Below are 17,062 nucleotides of genomic sequence, written 5' to 3'. Positions count from 1 at the left end.
GATCGCCCCGGCCGCACCGGCGCCCGACGCTCCGGCTCCGGCCGCGACCACGACCACGGCCGCACCGGCCCCGGCCGCACCCGCGACCACTCCCCCGGCGGGCGCGCCGGTCGTCCAGAACCGGCCGACCGGAATGAAGTTCATCGCCGACCCGGCCAACCTGGAGCCCGGCACCACCCCCGAGACCCCGGCGCTGTCCCCCGGCGCGGTCGGACCCGACCTGATCGACCAGGTCGGCGCGCAGGTCAAGGAGCTCACCCAGGAGACCCCGTTCAGCATGGTCGCGGTCACCGCGCGCGACCTGGTGAACACCACCACCAAGCTGCGGGCCCGCCAACTGGACGGCAACTGGGGCCCCTGGTACGACGCCGATCCGGTCGACACCAGGGCCACCGACCAGACCCCGGCCGACGCGCCGACCGGCACCGAGCCGATCTACGTCGGCGAGACCACCGCCGTGCAGATGCTGGTGACCCGCAAGCCGGTCGCCGGCGCCGATCACAGCGACCCGGCCCATCTCACCGAGGCCGCGCTCAAGGCCATCCTGATCAACCCGGGCCGCGCCGCCATCGACGCCGGGCTCACCGATGTCGCCGCGGCGCTGCCCGGCGGCGGCCCGAAGGTCATCACCCGCGCGCAGTGGGGTGCCGACGAGTCGATCCGCTGCGAGGAACCCACCTACGACGACGGCGTCGGCGGCATCACCGTGCACCACACGGCCGGTCGCAACGACTACAGCCGGGCCGAGTCGGCGGGCATCGTCCGCGCGATCTACGCCTACCACGCCGAGACCCTGGGCTGGTGCGACATCGGCTACAACGCCCTGGTCGACCAGTACGGCCAGATCTTCGAGGGCCGCTACGGCGGTCTGGACCGGGCGGTGCAGGGCGCGCACGCGGGCGGGTTCAACGAGAACACCGCGGGCGTGGCGCTGATGGGCAACTACGAGACCGAGACACCGAGCAACGAGTCGATCAACGCGATCGGCAAGTTCATCGGGTGGCGGTCCAAGATCGCGGGGATCGATCCCGAGGGCCACACCACGATGTACTCCGAGGGCACCGAGTTCACCCCGTACGCCCAGGACGAGGCGGTCGACCTGCCGACGGTGTTCGCGCACCGCGACGTCGGCAACACCGACTGCCCCGGCGACGCGGCCTACGCGCTGATGGACCGCATCCGTGGGATCGCCGCGGGCAACAGCAGCACCTACTCCTCACCCGCGACGCCGGAGCGGCCGCCGAGCCAGCAGGCCCGCGCGCCGCAGCAGCAGGGCAATATGGCCGAACTGGGCGCCCTGGTCGACAAGCTGCTCGGTCTGTCCGGCTCGAACGAGATCGCCCGGCACTGGGTCAGCCGCGGCGGTGTCGACGGTCCGCTCGGCGCGCCGCAGTCGGATCTGCTCTCGGGCGCGCAGGGCCGCCAGTACGCGAAGTTCGCCAACGGCTACGTCTTCTCCGGGGAGAACGGCGCGGTCTTCGAGGTGGTCGGGGCGATCCTGGACCGCTACCTCAGCCTGGGCGGTGACTCGGGCGTGCTCGGCCTGCCGACCGGCAGCGCCTACCTGGTGCCAGATGGTCTGCGTGCGGACTTCCAGAACGGATCGCTGGTGCTCAACGAGCTCACCGGCATCGTCACCACGTTCTGGAAGACCTACAACGAGACCTACAAGGCCGAGATGGAGGGCATGAACGGCACCAAGCCCGAGCAGGCGCCCGCCACCACCGCCCCGACCTCGACGGTCCCCGCGGCTCCCGGCGCCCCCGCGCCGGTCGCCCCGCAGGTCCCGGCCGAACCGCAGGCCGCGCCGGTGGAACCGGCACCGGCGGCACCGCCGGTCGCCACCGAACCCGCCCCGGCCGGCTGACACCTGGTCACGGCGAAGAGCAGCCGGTGCGCCTCCGAGTGAGGGCACCGGCTGTTTCCATTCCGGCTCAGCTCCACCAGCGTTCGAGCACCATGGCGACGCCGTGGTCGACATTGCTGCCGGTGACCTCGTCGGCGGCGGCGCGGGCCTCGGGATGGGCGTTGCCCATGGCGACGCCGTGCCCGGCCATGGTCAGCATCGGCACGTCGTTGGGCATGTCGCCGAACGCGACGATCGACCCCTCGTCGATACCGACCCGCCGCGCCACCTCGACCAGCCCCGACGCCTTGGTCACCCCCGGCACGGCGATCTCGATCAGGCCGTTCTCGGTGGAATAGGTGATCTCGGCGCGGTCGCCGACCAGCGGGACCAGCGCGGCGCGCATGTCCGAACTGCGGGCCGAGCTGAGCCGGATCAGCATCTTGATCGCCGGCGAGTCGATGACCTCGGCGTGCGAGACGACGGTGTCGTCGGGATTGAGCCAGGCGTGCTCGTAGGTCGGCGAGCTGACGAACTGCGGGGTGGCCGCGTCGTGCGCGCTGGCCCCGACCCGCTCGGTGGCCAGCCCACAGCCCGGCAGCGCGTGCTCGGCGAGCTCGGCCAGCCAGCCGAGGGTGTCCACATCGAGAGTGTGGCTGGACAGCACCCGATCGGTGGCGCTGTCGTAGATGACCGCGCCGTTCCCGCACACCGTGAGCGGCGCGTACCCCAGTTCGCTGACCACCGGATCGATCCAGCGCGGCGGCCTGCCGGTCGCGAGCACGAAGGTGACGCCGTCGGCGACGAGCGCGCCGACGGCGGCCTTGGTGCGGGCCGAGACCTTGTCCGCGTCGTCGATCAGCGTGCCGTCGACGTCGGTGGCCACCAGCTTCGGTTTCGGGTGCAGGGGCGTCATCCGTTCCATCCTGCCGCACGTCGCCACGCGGGGACGGCGGACTGTCCTTATGATCAGGGCCTGATTACCCGATCCAGAGGGGACTGATGACCGGCTTCTTGTTGCGGCGCACGCTCAACTACATCGTGCTCCTGTTGCTGGCCTCGTTCCTGACGTTCAGCCTGGCATCACTCACGTTCAACCCGCTCGACAGCCTCGAGCAGCGTAATCCGCGCCCGCCGCAGTCGGTGATCGATGCCAAAGCCGAGCAACTGCACCTCGACGAGCCGATCCCCCAGCGCTATCTCAGCTGGCTCGGCGGCGTAGTGCAAGGGGATTTCGGGACGACGCTGGCCGGTCAGCCGGTGAGCGAGGAGCTGGGCAGGCGGGTCGCGGTGAGCCTGCGGCTGCTGATCCTGGGTTCGGTCATCGGTACCGTGCTGGGCGTGCTGATCGGCGCGGCGAGCGCGATCCGGCAGTACAAGTTCAGCGACTACTTCGCGACGGTGGTCTCGCTGCTGATCATCTCCACCCCGATCTTCCTGCTCGCGACCCTGCTGAAATACGGCGCGCTGCAGATCAACACCGCCACCGGCACCCAGGTGTTCCTCTACACCGGTGAGACCTCGGCGACGCAGGTCGTCGGCCTGTGGAACCAATTCGTCGACCGCGCACAGCATCTGGTGCTGCCGACGCTGGCCCTGGTGCTCGGCGCCGCCGCCGGATACAGCCGCTACCAGCGCAACGCCATGCTCGACGTGCTGCAGAGCGATTTCATCCGCACCGCACGCGCCAAGGGCCTCTCGCGCAACCGCGCGCTCTACAAACACGGCCTGCGCACCGCGCTGATCCCGATGGCCACGCTGTTCGCCTACAGCCTGGGCGGCCTGATCACCGGCGCCACCTTCGTGGAGAAGATCTTCGGCTGGCACGGCGTCGGCGAATGGTTCGTCGACGGGATCAACGCCCAGGACCTCTACATCGTCGTCACGGTCGCGACCTTCGCCGGCCTGGTCGTCCTGGTATCGGGCCTGCTCTCCGACATCGTGCTTGCCCTGCTCGACCCGAGGGTGCGTGTCTCATGACCGAAACCGAACTCATCGCCGTCGGCGCGCCCGAGGCCGCCGCGGCCGGTCGCCGCAAGCTGGTCTGGCGCCGTTTCCTGCGCAACAAGCCCGCCGTGGTCGGCGCGGTGATCCTGCTCCTGCTGCTGATCGCCAGTTTCGCGCTGCCGCCGCTGCTGCCCTGGGACTACCAGGAGATGGACTACAAGGCGCTGCTGAAGCCGCCGAGCCCCGAGCATCCGTTCGGCACCACCCAGATCGGCCAGGACGTGCTCGCCCAGACCATGCGCGGGCTGCAGAAGTCGCTGGTCATCGGGTTCTGCGTGGCGATCTTCTCCAGCGTCATCGCCTCCACCGCGGGCGCGGTGGCCGGGCTGCTCGGCGGCTGGACCGACCGGGCCATCATGTGGCTGGTCGACCTGCTGCTGGTGGTCCCGGCCTTCATCATCATCGCGATCTTCGCCCCGCGCACCAAGGGGTCCGGCTCGATCGTCATCCTGATCATCCTGCTCAGCGTGTTCGGCTGGATGATCGCGGCGCGCATCATCCGCGGCCTGACGATGAGCCTGCGTGATCGCGAATTCGTCCGCGCCGCACGCTATATGGGCGCGCCGACGCACAAGGTGATCATCAGCCACATCATCCCCAACATCGCCTCGATCCTGATCATCGACACCACGCTGGCCGTCGGCGCGGCGATCAGCGCCGAAACCGGGCTGAGCTTCCTCGGTTTCGGTGTGCAGCCGCCCGATGTCTCGCTGGGTTCGCTGATCGCGACGGGCACCAAGTCGGCACTGACCTATCCGTGGCTGTTCCTGTTCGCCGGTGGCCTGCTGGTCACGATCGTGCTGTGCGCCAACCTCGTCGGCGACGGTCTGCGCGACGCCTTCGACCCGGGCGCCCGCGGCGCCCGCAAGGCGCGCAAGGACGTCGCCGAGAAGAAGGACGAGGCGCAGGTGGAGTTGAAGAAAGCCGAGAAGCGATGACCGCGAGCACATCGACCGCGCCCCTGCTCGAGGTCACCGATCTGCGAGTCTCCTTCCCCGGCGAGGAAGGCCGCGTCGACGCGGTGCGCGGGGTGAACTACACCGTCGCCGACGGCGAAGTGCTGGCCATCGTCGGCGAGTCCGGGTCCGGCAAGTCGGTGTCGTCGCTGGCCGTGATCGGTCTGCTGCCCGAACAGGCGCGGGTGCAAGGGTCGATCCGGTTGCGCGGCCGTGAGCTGCTCGGCCTGGGCGACAAGCAGATGTCGAAACTGCGCGGCTCCGCGATCAGCATGGTCTTCCAGGACCCGCTCTCGGCGCTGACGCCGGTGTACCGGGTGGGCGACCAGGTGGCCGAGGCGCTGCTCGCGCACGGCACGATGCAGCGCAAGGAAGCCGCCGAGCGCGCGATCGAACTGCTCGAACTCGTCGGCATCCCCGACGCGCGGGTGCGGGCGCGGGCGTTCCCGCACGAGTTCTCCGGCGGCATGCGCCAGCGCGTGGTGATCGCCATGGCCATCGCCAATGATCCAGCGCTGATCATCTGCGACGAGCCGACCACCGCGCTCGACGTGACGGTGCAGCGGCAGATCCTCGACCTGCTGCGCAAGGCGCGCGACATCACCGGCGCCGGCGTCATCATGATCACCCACGACATGGGCATCGCGGCGACGATCGCCGACCGGGTCGCGGTCATGTACGCGGGCAAGGTCGTCGAAACCGCGCCGGTCGCGGAGCTTTTCACCGCCCCCCGGATGCCGTACACGGTGGGCCTGCTCGGGTCCATCCCGCGCATGGACGGCCCGCCGCGCCGCCCGCTGATCCCGATCGTCGGCGCGCCGCCCGCCATGCACGACCTGCCGCGCGGCTGCTCGTTCGCGCCGCGCTGCCCGGTCTCGATCGACGACTGCACCGCCGCCGAGCCGCCGCTGGAGAAGGTCGCGCCCCGGCACTCGGTCGCCTGCATCCGCACCGCCGAGATCGGCACGACGCAGCTGTTCGACGCCTACCGCCAGGAGATCGCCGAGCCGCCGCAGCAGGATGTCACCGAGTCCGATGTGGTCCTGCGGGTCACCGACCTGGTGAAGACCTTCCCGCTCACCTCCGGGGTGGTGCTGCGCCGCAAGACCGGCGAGGTCCGCGCGGTCGACGGCATCAGTTTCACCGTCCGCGCGGGCCGCACGCTGGCGCTGGTCGGTGAATCGGGCTCGGGCAAGTCGACCACCCTGTCCCAGATCATGGACCTGGTGCGGCCGCAGTCGGGCAGCATCGAGGTGCTCGGCAACGACGTCGCGACGCTGACCAAGGCCCGCACCCGCGAGATCCGCCGCAAGATGCAGATCGTCTTCCAGGACCCCAGCGCCTCGCTCGACCCGCGCCTGCCGATCTTCGACGCGCTGGCCGAGCCGCTGCGCATCGACGGCCGCTCGCGCGAGGAGGTCAACCGCCGGGTGCCCGAGCTGCTGCGCCAGGTCGGCCTGCGGCCCGAACACGCCGACCGCTACCCGGCCGACTTCTCCGGCGGCCAGAAGCAGCGCATCAGCATCGCCCGCGCCCTGGCCCTCGACCCCTCGCTGCTCGTCCTCGACGAGCCGGTCTCCTCGCTGGACGTGTCGATCCAGGCCGGTGTGCTGAATCTGCTGCGTGACCTGCAGGCCGAGCGGGGACTGTCGTATCTGTTCGTCTCGCACGACCTGTCGGTGGTGCGCAATCTCGCCCACGACATCGCCGTCATGCTGCGCGGCAAGATCGTCGAATCCGGCCCGGCCGAACAGATCTTCGCCGATCCTCGGCACGAGTACACCCGCTCGCTGATCGCGGCCGTTCCGGAACCCGTCGTCAGCGGCTGATCACGCCAGGAGGCCCGCCATGAGATCCCGAGGAATGCAAGCCCGTCGTCGCGCCCGGCTGCGTTGCGCCGCCGTCGTGGTGGCGGCCGGGATGATCGTGGCGGGCTGTGGGTCCGGCGACGAATCTGCGACCGGGCTCACCGACGCGCTCGGGACCACCAGCGACATCAACCCGATGGAGCGCGACGCGCTGCGCGAGGGCGGGAATCTGCGGCTGGCCACGACCAGCTACCCCGCGAACTGGAACACGCTGTCCAACGACGGCAACGACGGCGAGATCGCCGACATCCTGCGCCCGATGATGCCGCGCTCGTTCACGATCGACGCGGCGGGCAAGCTCACCGTCGACACCGACTACTTCACCGACATCGCGCTGACCGGCACCGACCCGATGCGGGTGACGTACACGATCAACCCGAAGGCGGTGTGGTCGGACGGTTCCCCGATCACTTGGGAGGACATCGCCGCCCAGGCGAACGCGCTCAGCGGCCGGGACAAGCGCTACCTGATCGCCATCACCAACGGTTTCGAGTTCGTCGACAAGGTCGAGCGCGGCGTCGACGACCGGCAGGCGATCCTCACCTTCAACACTCCCTTCGCCGACTGGCGCGGCCAGTTCGCGGGCAACAGCTCGCTGTACCCGAAGTCGGTGACCAGCACCCCCGAGGCGTTCAACACCAGCCAGGTCGACGCGATCGGTCTCACCGCGGGCCCGTTCATCGTCACCGGCACCGACCGCGCCCAGGGCCGGATCACGTTGGGCCGCAACCCGAAATGGTGGGGTGAGCGGCCCGTGCTCGACACCATCACCTACAGCGTGCTCGACCACACCGCCTGGGTGCAGGCGCTGCAGAACAACGAACTCGACCTGGTCCGCCTGACCACCATCGACGAGGTGAAGACCGTGCGCGGCACCGAGGGCCTGGTGGTCCGCCGCGCGCCCGGCAACCGCTGGCGCCACATCACCTTCAACGGCGCGCCGGGCTCGATCCTCGCCGATCCGGCCGTCCGGGTGGCCATCTCGAAGGCGATCGACCGGCAGGGCATCGTCACCGCGCTGCAGAACGGCCTGGTCGAGGACCCGAAGCCGTTGAACAACCACATCTTCCTGCAGGGCCAGCAGGGCTACCAGGACAACAGCCTCGGCTTCGATCCCGCGGCCGCGGCCGCGGAACTCGACGCGCTGGGCTGGGTCCGCACCGGGGACGGCCGCGAGAAGGACGGCCGCAAGCTCGTCATCCGCGACGTCATGTACAACGACCCGACCTGGGTGCAGATCGCCCAGATCATCCAGCAGAACCTCGCCGCGATCGGCGTCGGCCTGACCATCGACACCAAGCCCTCCGCCGGCTACTTCACCGACGTCATCCAGCCCGGCGATTTCGACGCCGCCCAATTCATCTTCCAGGGCGACCCGTTCCCGCTCGCCAGCATCCGCCAGATCTACTACTACGACCCCAACGACCTGCAGGGCAACTACGGCCGCATCGGCTCGCCCGAACTCAATGCCCTCATCGAACGCACCATCACCGAACTCGACCCGCAGAAGTCCATCGACCTGGCCAACCAGGTGGACCGCGCGGTGTTCGAGGAAGGCCACTCCCTGCCCCTCATGCAGTCCGACGGCAGCTTCGGCGCCCGCACCACCCTCGCCAACATCGGTTCACCGGGCTTGGCATCGTACGACTACACGAAGATCGGATTCACGAAATGACCACTGCTACTTACGCATCCCGGCTGCGTCGCGCCGGTTTCCGCGTCGCGGCACCTGCTGTCGCGTTGACCTTGGTTTTGGGTGGTTGTGGATCCGATACCGGTTCGCAGATCGGCGCCATCGAGATCGGCGCCACCAACGACATCAATCCGAAGGACGTGAGCGAGATCCGCGACGGCGGCAACTTGCGCCTGGCGCTGACCGCGTTCCCGGAGACGTTCAATGCCGACCACGTCGACGCCAGTGCGGATGTCTCCGATGTCGTCGGCTGGACGCTGCCGGGCACGATCACGTCGAACGCCGCGGGCGAATTGTCCGTCGACCACGACTATTTCACCGATATCCAGCTCACCGGCACCGATCCCCAGCAGGTGACCTACACGATCAATCCCAAGGCGGTGTGGTCCGACGGCACCCCCATCACCTGGGAGGACATGCGATCACAAGCCCAGTCGCTGACCGGGAAGAATGTCGCCTACCAGGTGCGCGGCACCGACGGATTCGACCGGGTGGAGAAGGTCGAACGCGGCGTCGACGACCGGCAGGCGGTGGTCACCTTCGCCAAGCACTACGCCGAGTGGAAGGGCATGTTCAACCCGCTCTATCCGAAGGCGTCCACGCAATCGCCCGAAGCGTTCGAGAATTGGGCGCGCAACGAGCTGCCGGTGTCGGCCGGCCCGTTCATCATCACCTCGATCGACCGGGGACAGCAGCGCATCACCCTGAACCGCAATCCGAAGTGGTGGGGCAACACGCCCAAGCTGGATACGGTCACCTTCGCCGTGCTGTCCTACGAGGCCCGCATGGCGGCCCTGCAGAACAACGAGCTCGACGCGGCGTCGGTCTCCGGCGTCGAGGAGATCACGACCGCGGCCAATTCGCCGGGCCTGACCGTTCGCCGCACGCCGTCGCAGCGCTTCTCGCACTTCACCTTCAACGGTGCCCCCGGCGCGTTGCTCGAGGACCCGAAACTGCGCATCGCCATTTCGAAGGGCATCGACCGCCAGGCCATCGCCACCACCACTCAACACGGTGTCGTCGAGAAGCCGGAGCCGCTGAACAACCACATTTTCATGAAGGGCCAGAAGGGCTATCAGGACAACGCCCAGGCCGTCAGCTACGACCCCGCCGAGGCGGCGCGCATGCTGGACGAGCTCGGCTGGAAGCTCAACGGTGACGTCCGCGAGAAGAACGGCCGGAAGCTGGAATTGCGCGATGTGATGTACCAGCAGGACGCGTGGGTCCAGATAGCGCAGGTCGCCCAGCAGAACTTGGCCGCCATCGGCGTGAAGCTGACCATCCAGACCGTTCCCGGCAACGGCCTGTTCAAGGACGTCATCGACCCGGGCAACTTCGACATCTGCCAGTTCACTTGGTCCGGCGGCATTCTGCCGCTCGGTGCGCTGCCGCAGATCTACGCCTACAACCCCGAGAACCGGCTGAGCAACAAGGGCCGCATCGGCAGCCCCGAGCTCAACGCGCTCATCGAGGAGACCATCTCCGAGCTCGATCCGGAGAAGGCGATCGAACTCGCCAACAAGGCCGACCGGATGATCTTCGAGGAAGGTTTCTCGCTGCCCATCGTGCAGTCGCCCGGTGCCGTCGCGGTTCGCTCTACGCTGGCCAACTACGGGGCCTTCGGTCTCGCCTCCAGCGACCTGACCAAGGTCGGCTTCGTCAAGTAGCTACCACCGTGCCGCACTCGTGCAGCGGACTGAGGGAAAGGAGCGAACCATGCGGATTCGTTCGATGACCACCCGCCTGGCGATACCACTGGTGATCGTCGGTCTGATCGCTGCCGGGTGCGGGTCGGGTACTGACAGCTCGCCGACCGGCGAGGCCGCGCTCGGCACCACCAATGACATCAACCCGAAGGATGTCAGCGAATTGCGTGACGGCGGAAATCTGCGCCTGTCGCTGAGCGCGCTGCCGCAGAACTGGAACGCACTGCATACCGACGGGAACGACGCGGAGGTCGGCGGAGTACTGCGGCCGACGATGCCGCGCGCGTTCGCCACGAACGCCAGTGCCGAGCTGTCGGTCAACACCGACTACTTCACCGATGTCTCGCTGACGTCCACCGACCCGCAGCAGGTCACCTACACGATCAACCCGAAGGCGGTCTGGTCGGACGGTTCACCGATCACCTGGGAGGACATCGCCTCGCAGGCGAACGCGCTCAGTGGCAAGGACAAGACCTATCTGATCGCCATCTCCAACGGTTTCGACCGGGTCGCGAGGGTCGAGCGCGGCGTCGACGACCGGCAGGCGATCATCACCTTCGATCAGCACTACGCCGATTGGCGTGGACAGTTCGCCGGGAACTCGTTCCTCTATCCCAAGTCGGTGACGAGCAGCCCGGAGGCCTTCAACAAGAGTGTCGTCGACGGTCCCGGCCCCTCGGCCGGTCCGTTCAAGGTCCAGTCGATCGACCGTGGTCAAGGCCGGATCGTCCTCGAACGAAATCCCCTGTGGTGGGGCAACACCCCCAAGCTCGACACCATCACCTACAGCGTGCTCGACAGCGCGGCGACCCTGTCCGCCCTCCAGAACAACGAGATCGACGCGGTCGGGGTGGGCGACATCAACGACATGCAGACCGCGCGGAGCACACCCGGCATCGTCATCCGCCGTGCTCCGGGCAACCAGTGGTCGCATCTGACGTTCAACGGCGCACCGGGTTCGATCCTGGCCGATCAAGGTGTGCGCGTCGCGATTTCCAAGGCCATCGACCGTCAGGGCATCGCCAACGCGATTCAGAACGGCCTGGTGCAGGACCCGAAACCGCTCAACAATCACATCTACCTCGCCGGCCAGAAGGGCTACCGGGACAACAGCCTCGGCTTCGATCCCACCGCAGCCGCGGCCGAGCTCGACGCTCTCGGCTGGAAGCTCAACGGTGACGTGCGCGAGAAGGACGGGCGCAAGCTCGAGATCCGCGACGTGATGTACAACGACGACACCTGGGTGAGCATCGCCCAGATCATCCAGCAAAATCTCGCGCAGATCGGCGTCAAGCTGAACATCGAGACCAAGCCTGGGGCCGGTTTCTTCACCGAGAACATCCATCCGGGCAATTTCGATGTCGCCCAATGGAGCTGGGTCGGCGACCCGTTCCCGCTGGGCAGCCTGAACCAGATCTACGGGCTCTACCCCGACGACGTGCAGGGCAACTACGGCCGGATCGGTTCGCCCGAGCTCAACGCGCTCATCGAGCAGACCGTCTCCGAACTCGACCCGGCCAAGGCTGTCGAACTGGCGAACCAGGTCGATCGAAAGGTCTTCGAGGAGGGCCATTCCCTGCCGCTGATGCAGTCGCCCGGCAATGTCGCGGTACGCGAGAACCTCGCCAACTACGGCGCGGCGGGCCTGGCCTCCCTCGACTACACCAAGATCGGCTTCGTGAAGTAACCGTGTCCGGCCCGGCGCGCGCACTCGTCTACCCCCTGCTGGTCACGTCCGGCACCGTCGCGGTTCTCGCCGCGCTGGTGCCGTTCGCCGATCTCGATCAGCTGAGTGCGCTCGCCGTGGTCGTGCTGGTGATTCTCGCGGTCACCACCTATCAGCTGGGGTTGGCGTTGGGGGTGCTGCCGACCGGGCTCGTCGCGACGGGCACGGTCGGGGGGCGGCGGGTGCGGCAGCAGCATCGGCTGGTGAGCCGGTCGTGGCTGGAGATCACCAGTGGGGATCGGATGGTGTGGCAGCCGGTGTTCTACGAGCCGAGCCTGTCCACGCTGACGCCGACCGAGCTGGAGTTGACCGGCCGCCGGATCCGCACCGGTGAGCTGCGCTTCTACCCGTCGGGCCGGGTCCGCAACACCGAGCCCGCGGGCAAGCTCGTCGACAATCCGAGCCGCGCGTCCGAGGTACCCGCCTACGGCCTCGCCCGCCGCCTGGTCCTCGATGTCCAGCCCGCCGTCGCCGCCCCGATCGTCGGCCTGCTGTGGGTCTACGTCATGGCCGGTGGCATCCCCGCCTTCGCCGGCGCCACCCTCGCCGCCGCGGCCACATTCACCTGGTTCTCCGCCATCCGCGGCTCCGATCCCAGCTGATTCCTGCCCACCCCGCGCTGACCGGGCGGTTTCCTCAACGTGATTCAACTGGTCTGACCACTTGACCTCTTGACCTGTTGGGTGGAGGATCTAGGCATGGCGTGGACTCCTGTCGTGAAGCGGTCGGTATCCGGTGATGTGTTCGAGCAGATCGCCGCCGAAGTGCTGGGCGGGGAGCTGGCGGCGGGGAGCACGTTGCCCAGTGAGCGGCAGCTGGCCGAGGCGCTGGGGGTCTCGCGGCCCGCGGTGCGCGAGGCGTTGCAGCGATTGGCGGCGGCGGGGCTGGTGTCGGTGCGGCAGGGGGAAGCCACCACCGTGCTCGACTACCGCCGCAGCGCGGGGTTGGAAGTACTGCCCCGGCTGCTGCTGCGGGGCGACACCATCGATCCCGCCGTGGCGCGCAGCATTCTCGAAGCGCGGCTGCACAACGGTCCGAAGATCGCCGAGCTCGCGGCCGGTCGGGTCCGGCGAGCCCGCGCGGGCGGCACCGACGCGCTCACCGCCGAGCTCGACCTGCTCCACGAATCCGTCAACGCCCTTGTCGCCGAGGCGGACCCGCTCACACAGCAGCGCATCGCCCTCGAATTCTGGGACCACGTCCTCGAGCTGGCCGATTCGATCGCGTTCCGGCTGATGTACTCCATGCTTCGCGCCGCCTACGAACCCGCGCTGGCGGCGCTCGCGCCGATCATGTCCGCCGAGGTGGGCAATGGTGACGCGTATCGAGACCTGGCCGCCGCGATCACCGCGGGCGCGCCGGAACGGGCCGCCGAATCCGCGCGAGCACTGCTCGGGCCGGCGACCACCGCTCTCATCCACGCCCTCGACGGGGCGTGATCCACCCGAGGAATCGCCATGAAGAATGACCGTCCGACAACGACGTCGCACGACACCACCGCGGCCGGGCAGGGCCGCGACCCCGCCCGATCCGGCGCCCCCCGCGCCCTCCGCCGCAGCGCCTCGCTGAGCGAGATGGCCCGCGAATTCGTCCGGCATCCCTCGCCCTGGATGATCGCCACGGTCTTCGTCGCCGCCTTGGTGGCGCGGATCGCGGTCGGGGACTGGCAGTTCACCGACGCCCTCGTCCCGCTGATCGTCATCGGCACCTTCCCGCTGACGGAGTGGATCATCCACGTGACGGTGCTGCACTGGCGGCCCCGCCACCTCGGCCCACTCACCATCGACAGCGAGCTGGCCCGCAAACACCGTGCGCACCACACCGATCCACGCGCCACCCCGCTGGTGTTCATCCCGCCCAAGTCGCTGACGCTCACCATCGTCGCGCTGGTCGCGATCGGCCTGCTGGCGTTCCCGCGCCTGGGCCTCGGCCTGACCTTCCTGCTGACGATCACCACGCTGGGCCTGCTCTACGAGTGGACGCACTACCTCATCCATACCGACTACAAGCCCAAGCACGCTCTCTACCGGGCGATCTGGCGCAACCACCGCCACCACCACTACAAGAACGAGCACTACTGGTTCACCGTCACCACCTCCGGCACCGCCGACCGCCTCCTCGGCACCGCCCCCGACCCGGCGACCGTGGCCACCTCCCCGACCGCCCGCCACCTGCACGCGGGCTGAAGCTCTAATTCGCGCTCCGGCAGAGCGTGTTCACCGCCCGCGAACGCCGCGGGTCCGGCCGCGCTCACGCCAGGAGTTTGGTGGCGATCGAGGCCGCGCGATCGGCGGCGGCCGGGGAGTTCTCGCGCACGGCGGTGACGATGGCGCCGTCGATGAGCAGGGCCAGTTCGGGGGCGAGGAGCTCCGGATCGGGATGGCCCGCGGCGGTGAGGAGTTCGGTGAGGTAGTCGATCACGCGGCGCTTGTGGCGGTCGGCCACTTGGTGGGCGGGGGCGGTGGGGTCGGCGACTTCGATGATCGTGTTGATGAAGGCACAGCCACGGAAATCGTTGCGGGCGAAGCGTTGCGCGAGGGCGGCGAAGACGGCCAGCGGGCGCGCGGTCGGGTCGTCGACGGCTTCGACGGAGGTGCGTAGCCAGTCCAGCCAGCGGCGGTCGCGGTCTTCCAGCACGGCGACGACCAGGTCGTCCTTGCTCGCGAAGTGGCGATAGAAGGAGGCGCGGCCGACGCCGGACTCCTGGAGCAGCCGGTCGATGCCGACGGCGCGAATGCCCTCGGCGTAGAACAGCTCCTCGGCGGTGGTGAGCAACCGCTGCTTGGCCTGTGTCGCCATGCGCCCACCGTACCAGAACGGAAACGATCGGTACCGAATTGCTTGACCGAGACGGAACCGATCGGTACCGTCTCCATTCGGTACCGATCAGTACCGTTGCCGAAAGCCTTGGAGCGCACCATGTCCCGACTGCCGCTACTGTCCGCCGACACCGCCGATGCCGAGCAGGGCGAACTGCTCACCGAAGTCCAGCGGCAACTGGGCCGGGTGCCGAATCTGTACGCCGCCATGGCCAACAGCCCGGCCACCCTACGGGGGTATCTGCGCTTGCGCGACGCCCTCACCGCGGGCAAGCTCGGCGCGCGGACCCGCGAGCAGCTCGCCCTGCTGATCGCCGCCGACAACGGCTGCGAATACTGCGTCTCGGCGCACACGATGCGCGCGTCGAAGATGGGCTTCACGCCCGAGGCGATCGCGGCGACGCGGGCCGCCCGCGCCGAGGACCCGCACGCCGAAGCCGTGCTGCGCTTCGCCCGCGAGGTACAGCGCACCGGCGGCCGGGTGGACGACGAGCGATTGGCCGAGGCCAGGAGCAGCGGCGTCAGCGATGCCGAACTGACCGAGGCCGTCGGCCATGTGGCATTGAACGTGCTGTCGAACTACTTCAACCATGTCGCCCGCCCCGAGCTGGACTTTCCACTCGCCCCCACCCCACCGAAGGCACCCGCGACGACATCGAGATGGCGCGCCGCCGACACCGTCGGCCTGGTCGCCGGCTACACCCTGACCGATGCCGACGGGCGGCAGACCGCGACGGTGCGCGATGTGCACGTCGCCATCGAGGGCGGCTTCGCGCACATTTCCGTCAAGGACGGCGAGCGGGTGCAGGTGGTGTCGGCGCCGGCGATCGCGCTGATCACCTACCGCCCCGAATCCTGATCCACGCAGCACGAAATGCCCGGTCCACCGCCGTGTGGGCCGGGCTTTTCGCTGTCGAAATCCTTTCCGCCGGAGTCTTGACAGGTTTATACCCTAGGGGGGTATGGTACCGACCACGAGACGCTCTCCGCTCGAAAGGACGAAAGTCGTGACTACGCAATCGCAATCCACCCGGAAGTGGTGGGCGCTGGCGGTGATCGCCGCAGCGCAGTTCATGGTCATCATGGACACCTCGATCATCGGGATCGCGCTGCCGAAGATGCAGGCCGAGCTCGGCTTCACCCCCGGCAATCTGACCTGGGTGTTCAACGCCTACGTGATCGCCTTCGGCGGCCTGCTGCTGCTCGGCGGCCGGCTCTCCGACCTGCTCGGCGCGCGCCGGATCTTCGGGGCGGGCTGGCTGGTGCTGGCCGTAGGCTCGGTGATCGCCGGCGCCGCGGGCACCGTCGGCATCGAGCTGGCGGGCCGGGCGATCCAGGGCGCGGGCGCGGCGCTGATCGCGCCCTCGGCGCTGACCCTGCTGATGATGCTGTTCGGCGGCTCGCCGCAGGAACTCACCAAGGCGCTGGCCGTCTACGGCGCGGCGGCTCCCGCCGGTGGCACCGCGGGCGTGTTCCTGGGTGGCGTGATCACCGAATACATCAGCTGGCCTTGGGTTTTCTACATCAACATCCCGATCGCGGTGCTCGCGCTGATCGCGGTTCCGCTGCTGATGCCCGCCGCCCCGGCGCGTAAGGGATCCATCGATATCGCCGGGTCCGTCACCGTGACAGCCGGTTTGGCGGCTGCCGTGTACGCGATCGTGCAGGCTCCCGAAGTCGGCTGGGCGTCCGGTGAGACCCTGGGCGTGCTGGCGCTGGCCGCCGCGCTGCTGGCCGGTTTCGTCGCCATCCAGTCGCGCCGCAGCGAACCGCTGATGCGGCTGAGCATCTTCCGCGCGCCGAATCTGGCCGCCGCCAACTTCGCCCAGTTCGCGCTGGCCGCGGCGTGGGTGCCGATGTGGTTCTTCCTGAACCTGTACCTGCAGCAGGTGCTCGGCTACAGCGCGTTCCCGTCGGGCGCCGCGCTGCTGCCGATGACCACGCTGATCATGCTCGGCATGGTGGTGCTGGCCCCGAAGGCCATGCAGCGCTTCGGCGCCAAGCCGATGATCGTCACCGGCCTGATCGTGCTGGGTCTCGGCCTGGGGATCATGTCGCTGGTGCGACCGACCGGCAACTTCTGGGTCGACGTGCTGCCCGCCTCGCTGGTGGCCGCCGGCGGTATGTCACTGGCCTTCATCCCCTCGCTCGGCACCGCCATCTCGGCGGCGCGACCGGAGGAGGGCGGCCTGGCCTCGGGCATCGTCAACGTCAGCTACCAGGTGGGTTCCGCACTCGGCCTGGCCGCCATGACGGCGGTCGCCGCCGCGTTCGGCGCGGGCGAACTGGGCGATGCCACGGCGCTGACCGACGGCTACTCGGCGGCCTTCCTCGGCGCGGGCCTGCTGGCCCTGGCCGGTGCGGGCATCACCGCCGCGGTCATGCGCAGCCCTGCCCCGGTCACGGCCGACGCGACCGTTTGACAAAGTACCCTAGGGGGG

General features: G+C 68.7%; 14 protein-coding genes. 12 read left to right on the top strand and 2 right to left on the bottom strand.

The genetic code is table 11. The annotated features are described in order from the left end of the window. Positions 1-1,867: N-acetylmuramoyl-L-alanine amidase (locus ATM97_RS08960; protein WP_218717489.1), on the top strand; the 1,867-nt coding region annotated here is incomplete at its 5' end. Between the two features lie 67 nt (positions 1,868-1,934). Here the strand turns inward: ATM97_RS08960 and ATM97_RS08955 are convergent. Continuing rightward, entirely contained in the window at positions 1,935-2,762 is an 828-nt protein-coding gene (locus ATM97_RS08955; RefSeq protein WP_218717488.1) for an HAD family hydrolase, read from the bottom strand. Positions 2,763-2,848: 86 nt separating this feature from the next. Between ATM97_RS08955 and ATM97_RS08950 the strand changes: the two genes are divergently transcribed. From ATM97_RS08950 to ATM97_RS08910, 9 genes are all read left to right on the top strand, one after another. Continuing rightward, the gene (locus ATM97_RS08950) at positions 2,849-3,826 is read left to right on the top strand and encodes an ABC transporter permease (RefSeq protein WP_218717487.1); all 978 of its coding nucleotides are present in this window, start codon (positions 2,849-2,851) and stop codon (positions 3,824-3,826) included. Then, positions 3,823-4,791: an ABC transporter permease gene (locus tag ATM97_RS08945; protein WP_218717486.1), complete on the top strand. Its 969-nt coding sequence runs from the start codon at positions 3,823-3,825 to the stop codon at positions 4,789-4,791. Before ATM97_RS08950 ends, ATM97_RS08945 begins: the two co-directional genes overlap by 4 nt. Beyond that, positions 4,788-6,638: an ABC transporter ATP-binding protein gene (locus tag ATM97_RS08940; RefSeq protein WP_218717485.1), complete on the top strand. Its 1,851-nt coding sequence runs from the start codon at positions 4,788-4,790 to the stop codon at positions 6,636-6,638. Before ATM97_RS08945 ends, ATM97_RS08940 begins: the two co-directional genes overlap by 4 nt. A 19-nt stretch (positions 6,639-6,657) precedes the next feature. Beyond that, positions 6,658-8,352 (top strand): ABC transporter family substrate-binding protein, encoded by a 1,695-nt coding sequence (locus tag ATM97_RS08935; RefSeq protein ID WP_255587428.1) that lies wholly within the window; start codon positions 6,658-6,660, stop codon positions 8,350-8,352. Next, positions 8,349-10,037: an ABC transporter family substrate-binding protein gene (locus ATM97_RS08930; protein WP_218717484.1), complete on the top strand. Its 1,689-nt coding sequence runs from the start codon at positions 8,349-8,351 to the stop codon at positions 10,035-10,037. Before ATM97_RS08935 ends, ATM97_RS08930 begins: the two co-directional genes overlap by 4 nt. A 49-nt stretch (positions 10,038-10,086) precedes the next feature. Beyond that, positions 10,087-11,763, top strand: a complete 1,677-nt coding sequence (locus ATM97_RS08925; protein ID WP_218717483.1) for an ABC transporter family substrate-binding protein — start codon at positions 10,087-10,089, stop codon at positions 11,761-11,763. Positions 11,764-11,765: 2 nt separating this feature from the next. Continuing rightward, positions 11,766-12,404 carry a hypothetical protein gene (locus ATM97_RS08920; RefSeq protein WP_374104842.1) on the top strand — a complete coding sequence of 213 codons (639 nt, stop codon included), beginning with the start codon at positions 11,766-11,768 and terminating at the stop codon, positions 12,402-12,404. A 96-nt stretch (positions 12,405-12,500) separates the two neighbouring features. Then, positions 12,501-13,241, top strand: coding sequence for a FadR/GntR family transcriptional regulator (locus ATM97_RS08915; RefSeq protein WP_218717482.1), 741 nt, complete (start codon positions 12,501-12,503; stop codon positions 13,239-13,241). A 135-nt stretch (positions 13,242-13,376) separates the two neighbouring features. After that, positions 13,377-13,988 (top strand): sterol desaturase family protein, encoded by a 612-nt coding sequence (locus tag ATM97_RS08910; protein ID WP_218717497.1) that lies wholly within the window; start codon positions 13,377-13,379, stop codon positions 13,986-13,988. Positions 13,989-14,052: 64 nt separating this feature from the next. Here the strand turns inward: ATM97_RS08910 and ATM97_RS08905 are convergent, their stop codons facing one another. Continuing rightward, a complete protein-coding gene (locus ATM97_RS08905) occupies positions 14,053-14,601 on the bottom strand; it encodes a TetR/AcrR family transcriptional regulator (RefSeq protein ID WP_218717481.1) in 549 nt (182 codons plus the stop codon). A 120-nt stretch (positions 14,602-14,721) separates the two neighbouring features. Here ATM97_RS08905 and ATM97_RS08900 point away from each other — a divergent pair, with 120 nt between their 5' ends. Both ATM97_RS08900 and ATM97_RS08895 read left to right on the top strand, forming a co-directional pair. Continuing rightward, positions 14,722-15,480 carry a carboxymuconolactone decarboxylase family protein gene (locus ATM97_RS08900; protein WP_218717480.1) on the top strand — a complete coding sequence of 253 codons (759 nt, stop codon included), beginning with the start codon at positions 14,722-14,724 and terminating at the stop codon, positions 15,478-15,480. 148 nt (positions 15,481-15,628) lie between these two features. Next, positions 15,629-17,044 carry an MFS transporter gene (locus ATM97_RS08895; protein ID WP_218717479.1) on the top strand — a complete coding sequence of 472 codons (1,416 nt, stop codon included), beginning with the start codon at positions 15,629-15,631 and terminating at the stop codon, positions 17,042-17,044. The last annotated feature ends 18 nt before the right edge of the window (positions 17,045-17,062 follow it).

Origin of the sequence: Nocardia sp. MH4 (assembly GCF_019266065.1) — a bacterium.
In the GTDB taxonomy this organism is placed as follows: domain Bacteria; phylum Actinomycetota; class Actinomycetes; order Mycobacteriales; family Mycobacteriaceae; genus Nocardia; species Nocardia canadensis.
The sequence above is the reverse complement of the archived record's forward strand: the minus strand, read 5'-3'. Positions and strand labels throughout refer to the sequence as shown.

Coding starts and splice junctions, on each gene's coding strand:
- ATM97_RS08935 (WP_255587428.1), top strand. CDS start 6,658: ATGAGATCCCGAGGAATGCAAGCCCGTCGTCGCGCCCGGCTGCGTTGC.
- ATM97_RS08905 (WP_218717481.1), bottom strand. CDS start 14,601: ATGGCGACACAGGCCAAGCAGCGGTTGCTCACCACCGCCGAGGAGCTG.
- ATM97_RS08930 (WP_218717484.1), top strand. CDS start 8,349: ATGACCACTGCTACTTACGCATCCCGGCTGCGTCGCGCCGGTTTCCGC.
- ATM97_RS08955 (WP_218717488.1), bottom strand. CDS start 2,762: ATGACGCCCCTGCACCCGAAACCGAAGCTGGTGGCCACCGACGTCGAC.
- ATM97_RS08925 (WP_218717483.1), top strand. CDS start 10,087: ATGCGGATTCGTTCGATGACCACCCGCCTGGCGATACCACTGGTGATC.
- ATM97_RS08940 (WP_218717485.1), top strand. CDS start 4,788: ATGACCGCGAGCACATCGACCGCGCCCCTGCTCGAGGTCACCGATCTG.
- ATM97_RS08915 (WP_218717482.1), top strand. CDS start 12,501: ATGGCGTGGACTCCTGTCGTGAAGCGGTCGGTATCCGGTGATGTGTTC.
- ATM97_RS08910 (WP_218717497.1), top strand. CDS start 13,377: ATGGCCCGCGAATTCGTCCGGCATCCCTCGCCCTGGATGATCGCCACG.
- ATM97_RS08945 (WP_218717486.1), top strand. CDS start 3,823: ATGACCGAAACCGAACTCATCGCCGTCGGCGCGCCCGAGGCCGCCGCG.
- ATM97_RS08900 (WP_218717480.1), top strand. CDS start 14,722: ATGTCCCGACTGCCGCTACTGTCCGCCGACACCGCCGATGCCGAGCAG.
- ATM97_RS08950 (WP_218717487.1), top strand. CDS start 2,849: ATGACCGGCTTCTTGTTGCGGCGCACGCTCAACTACATCGTGCTCCTG.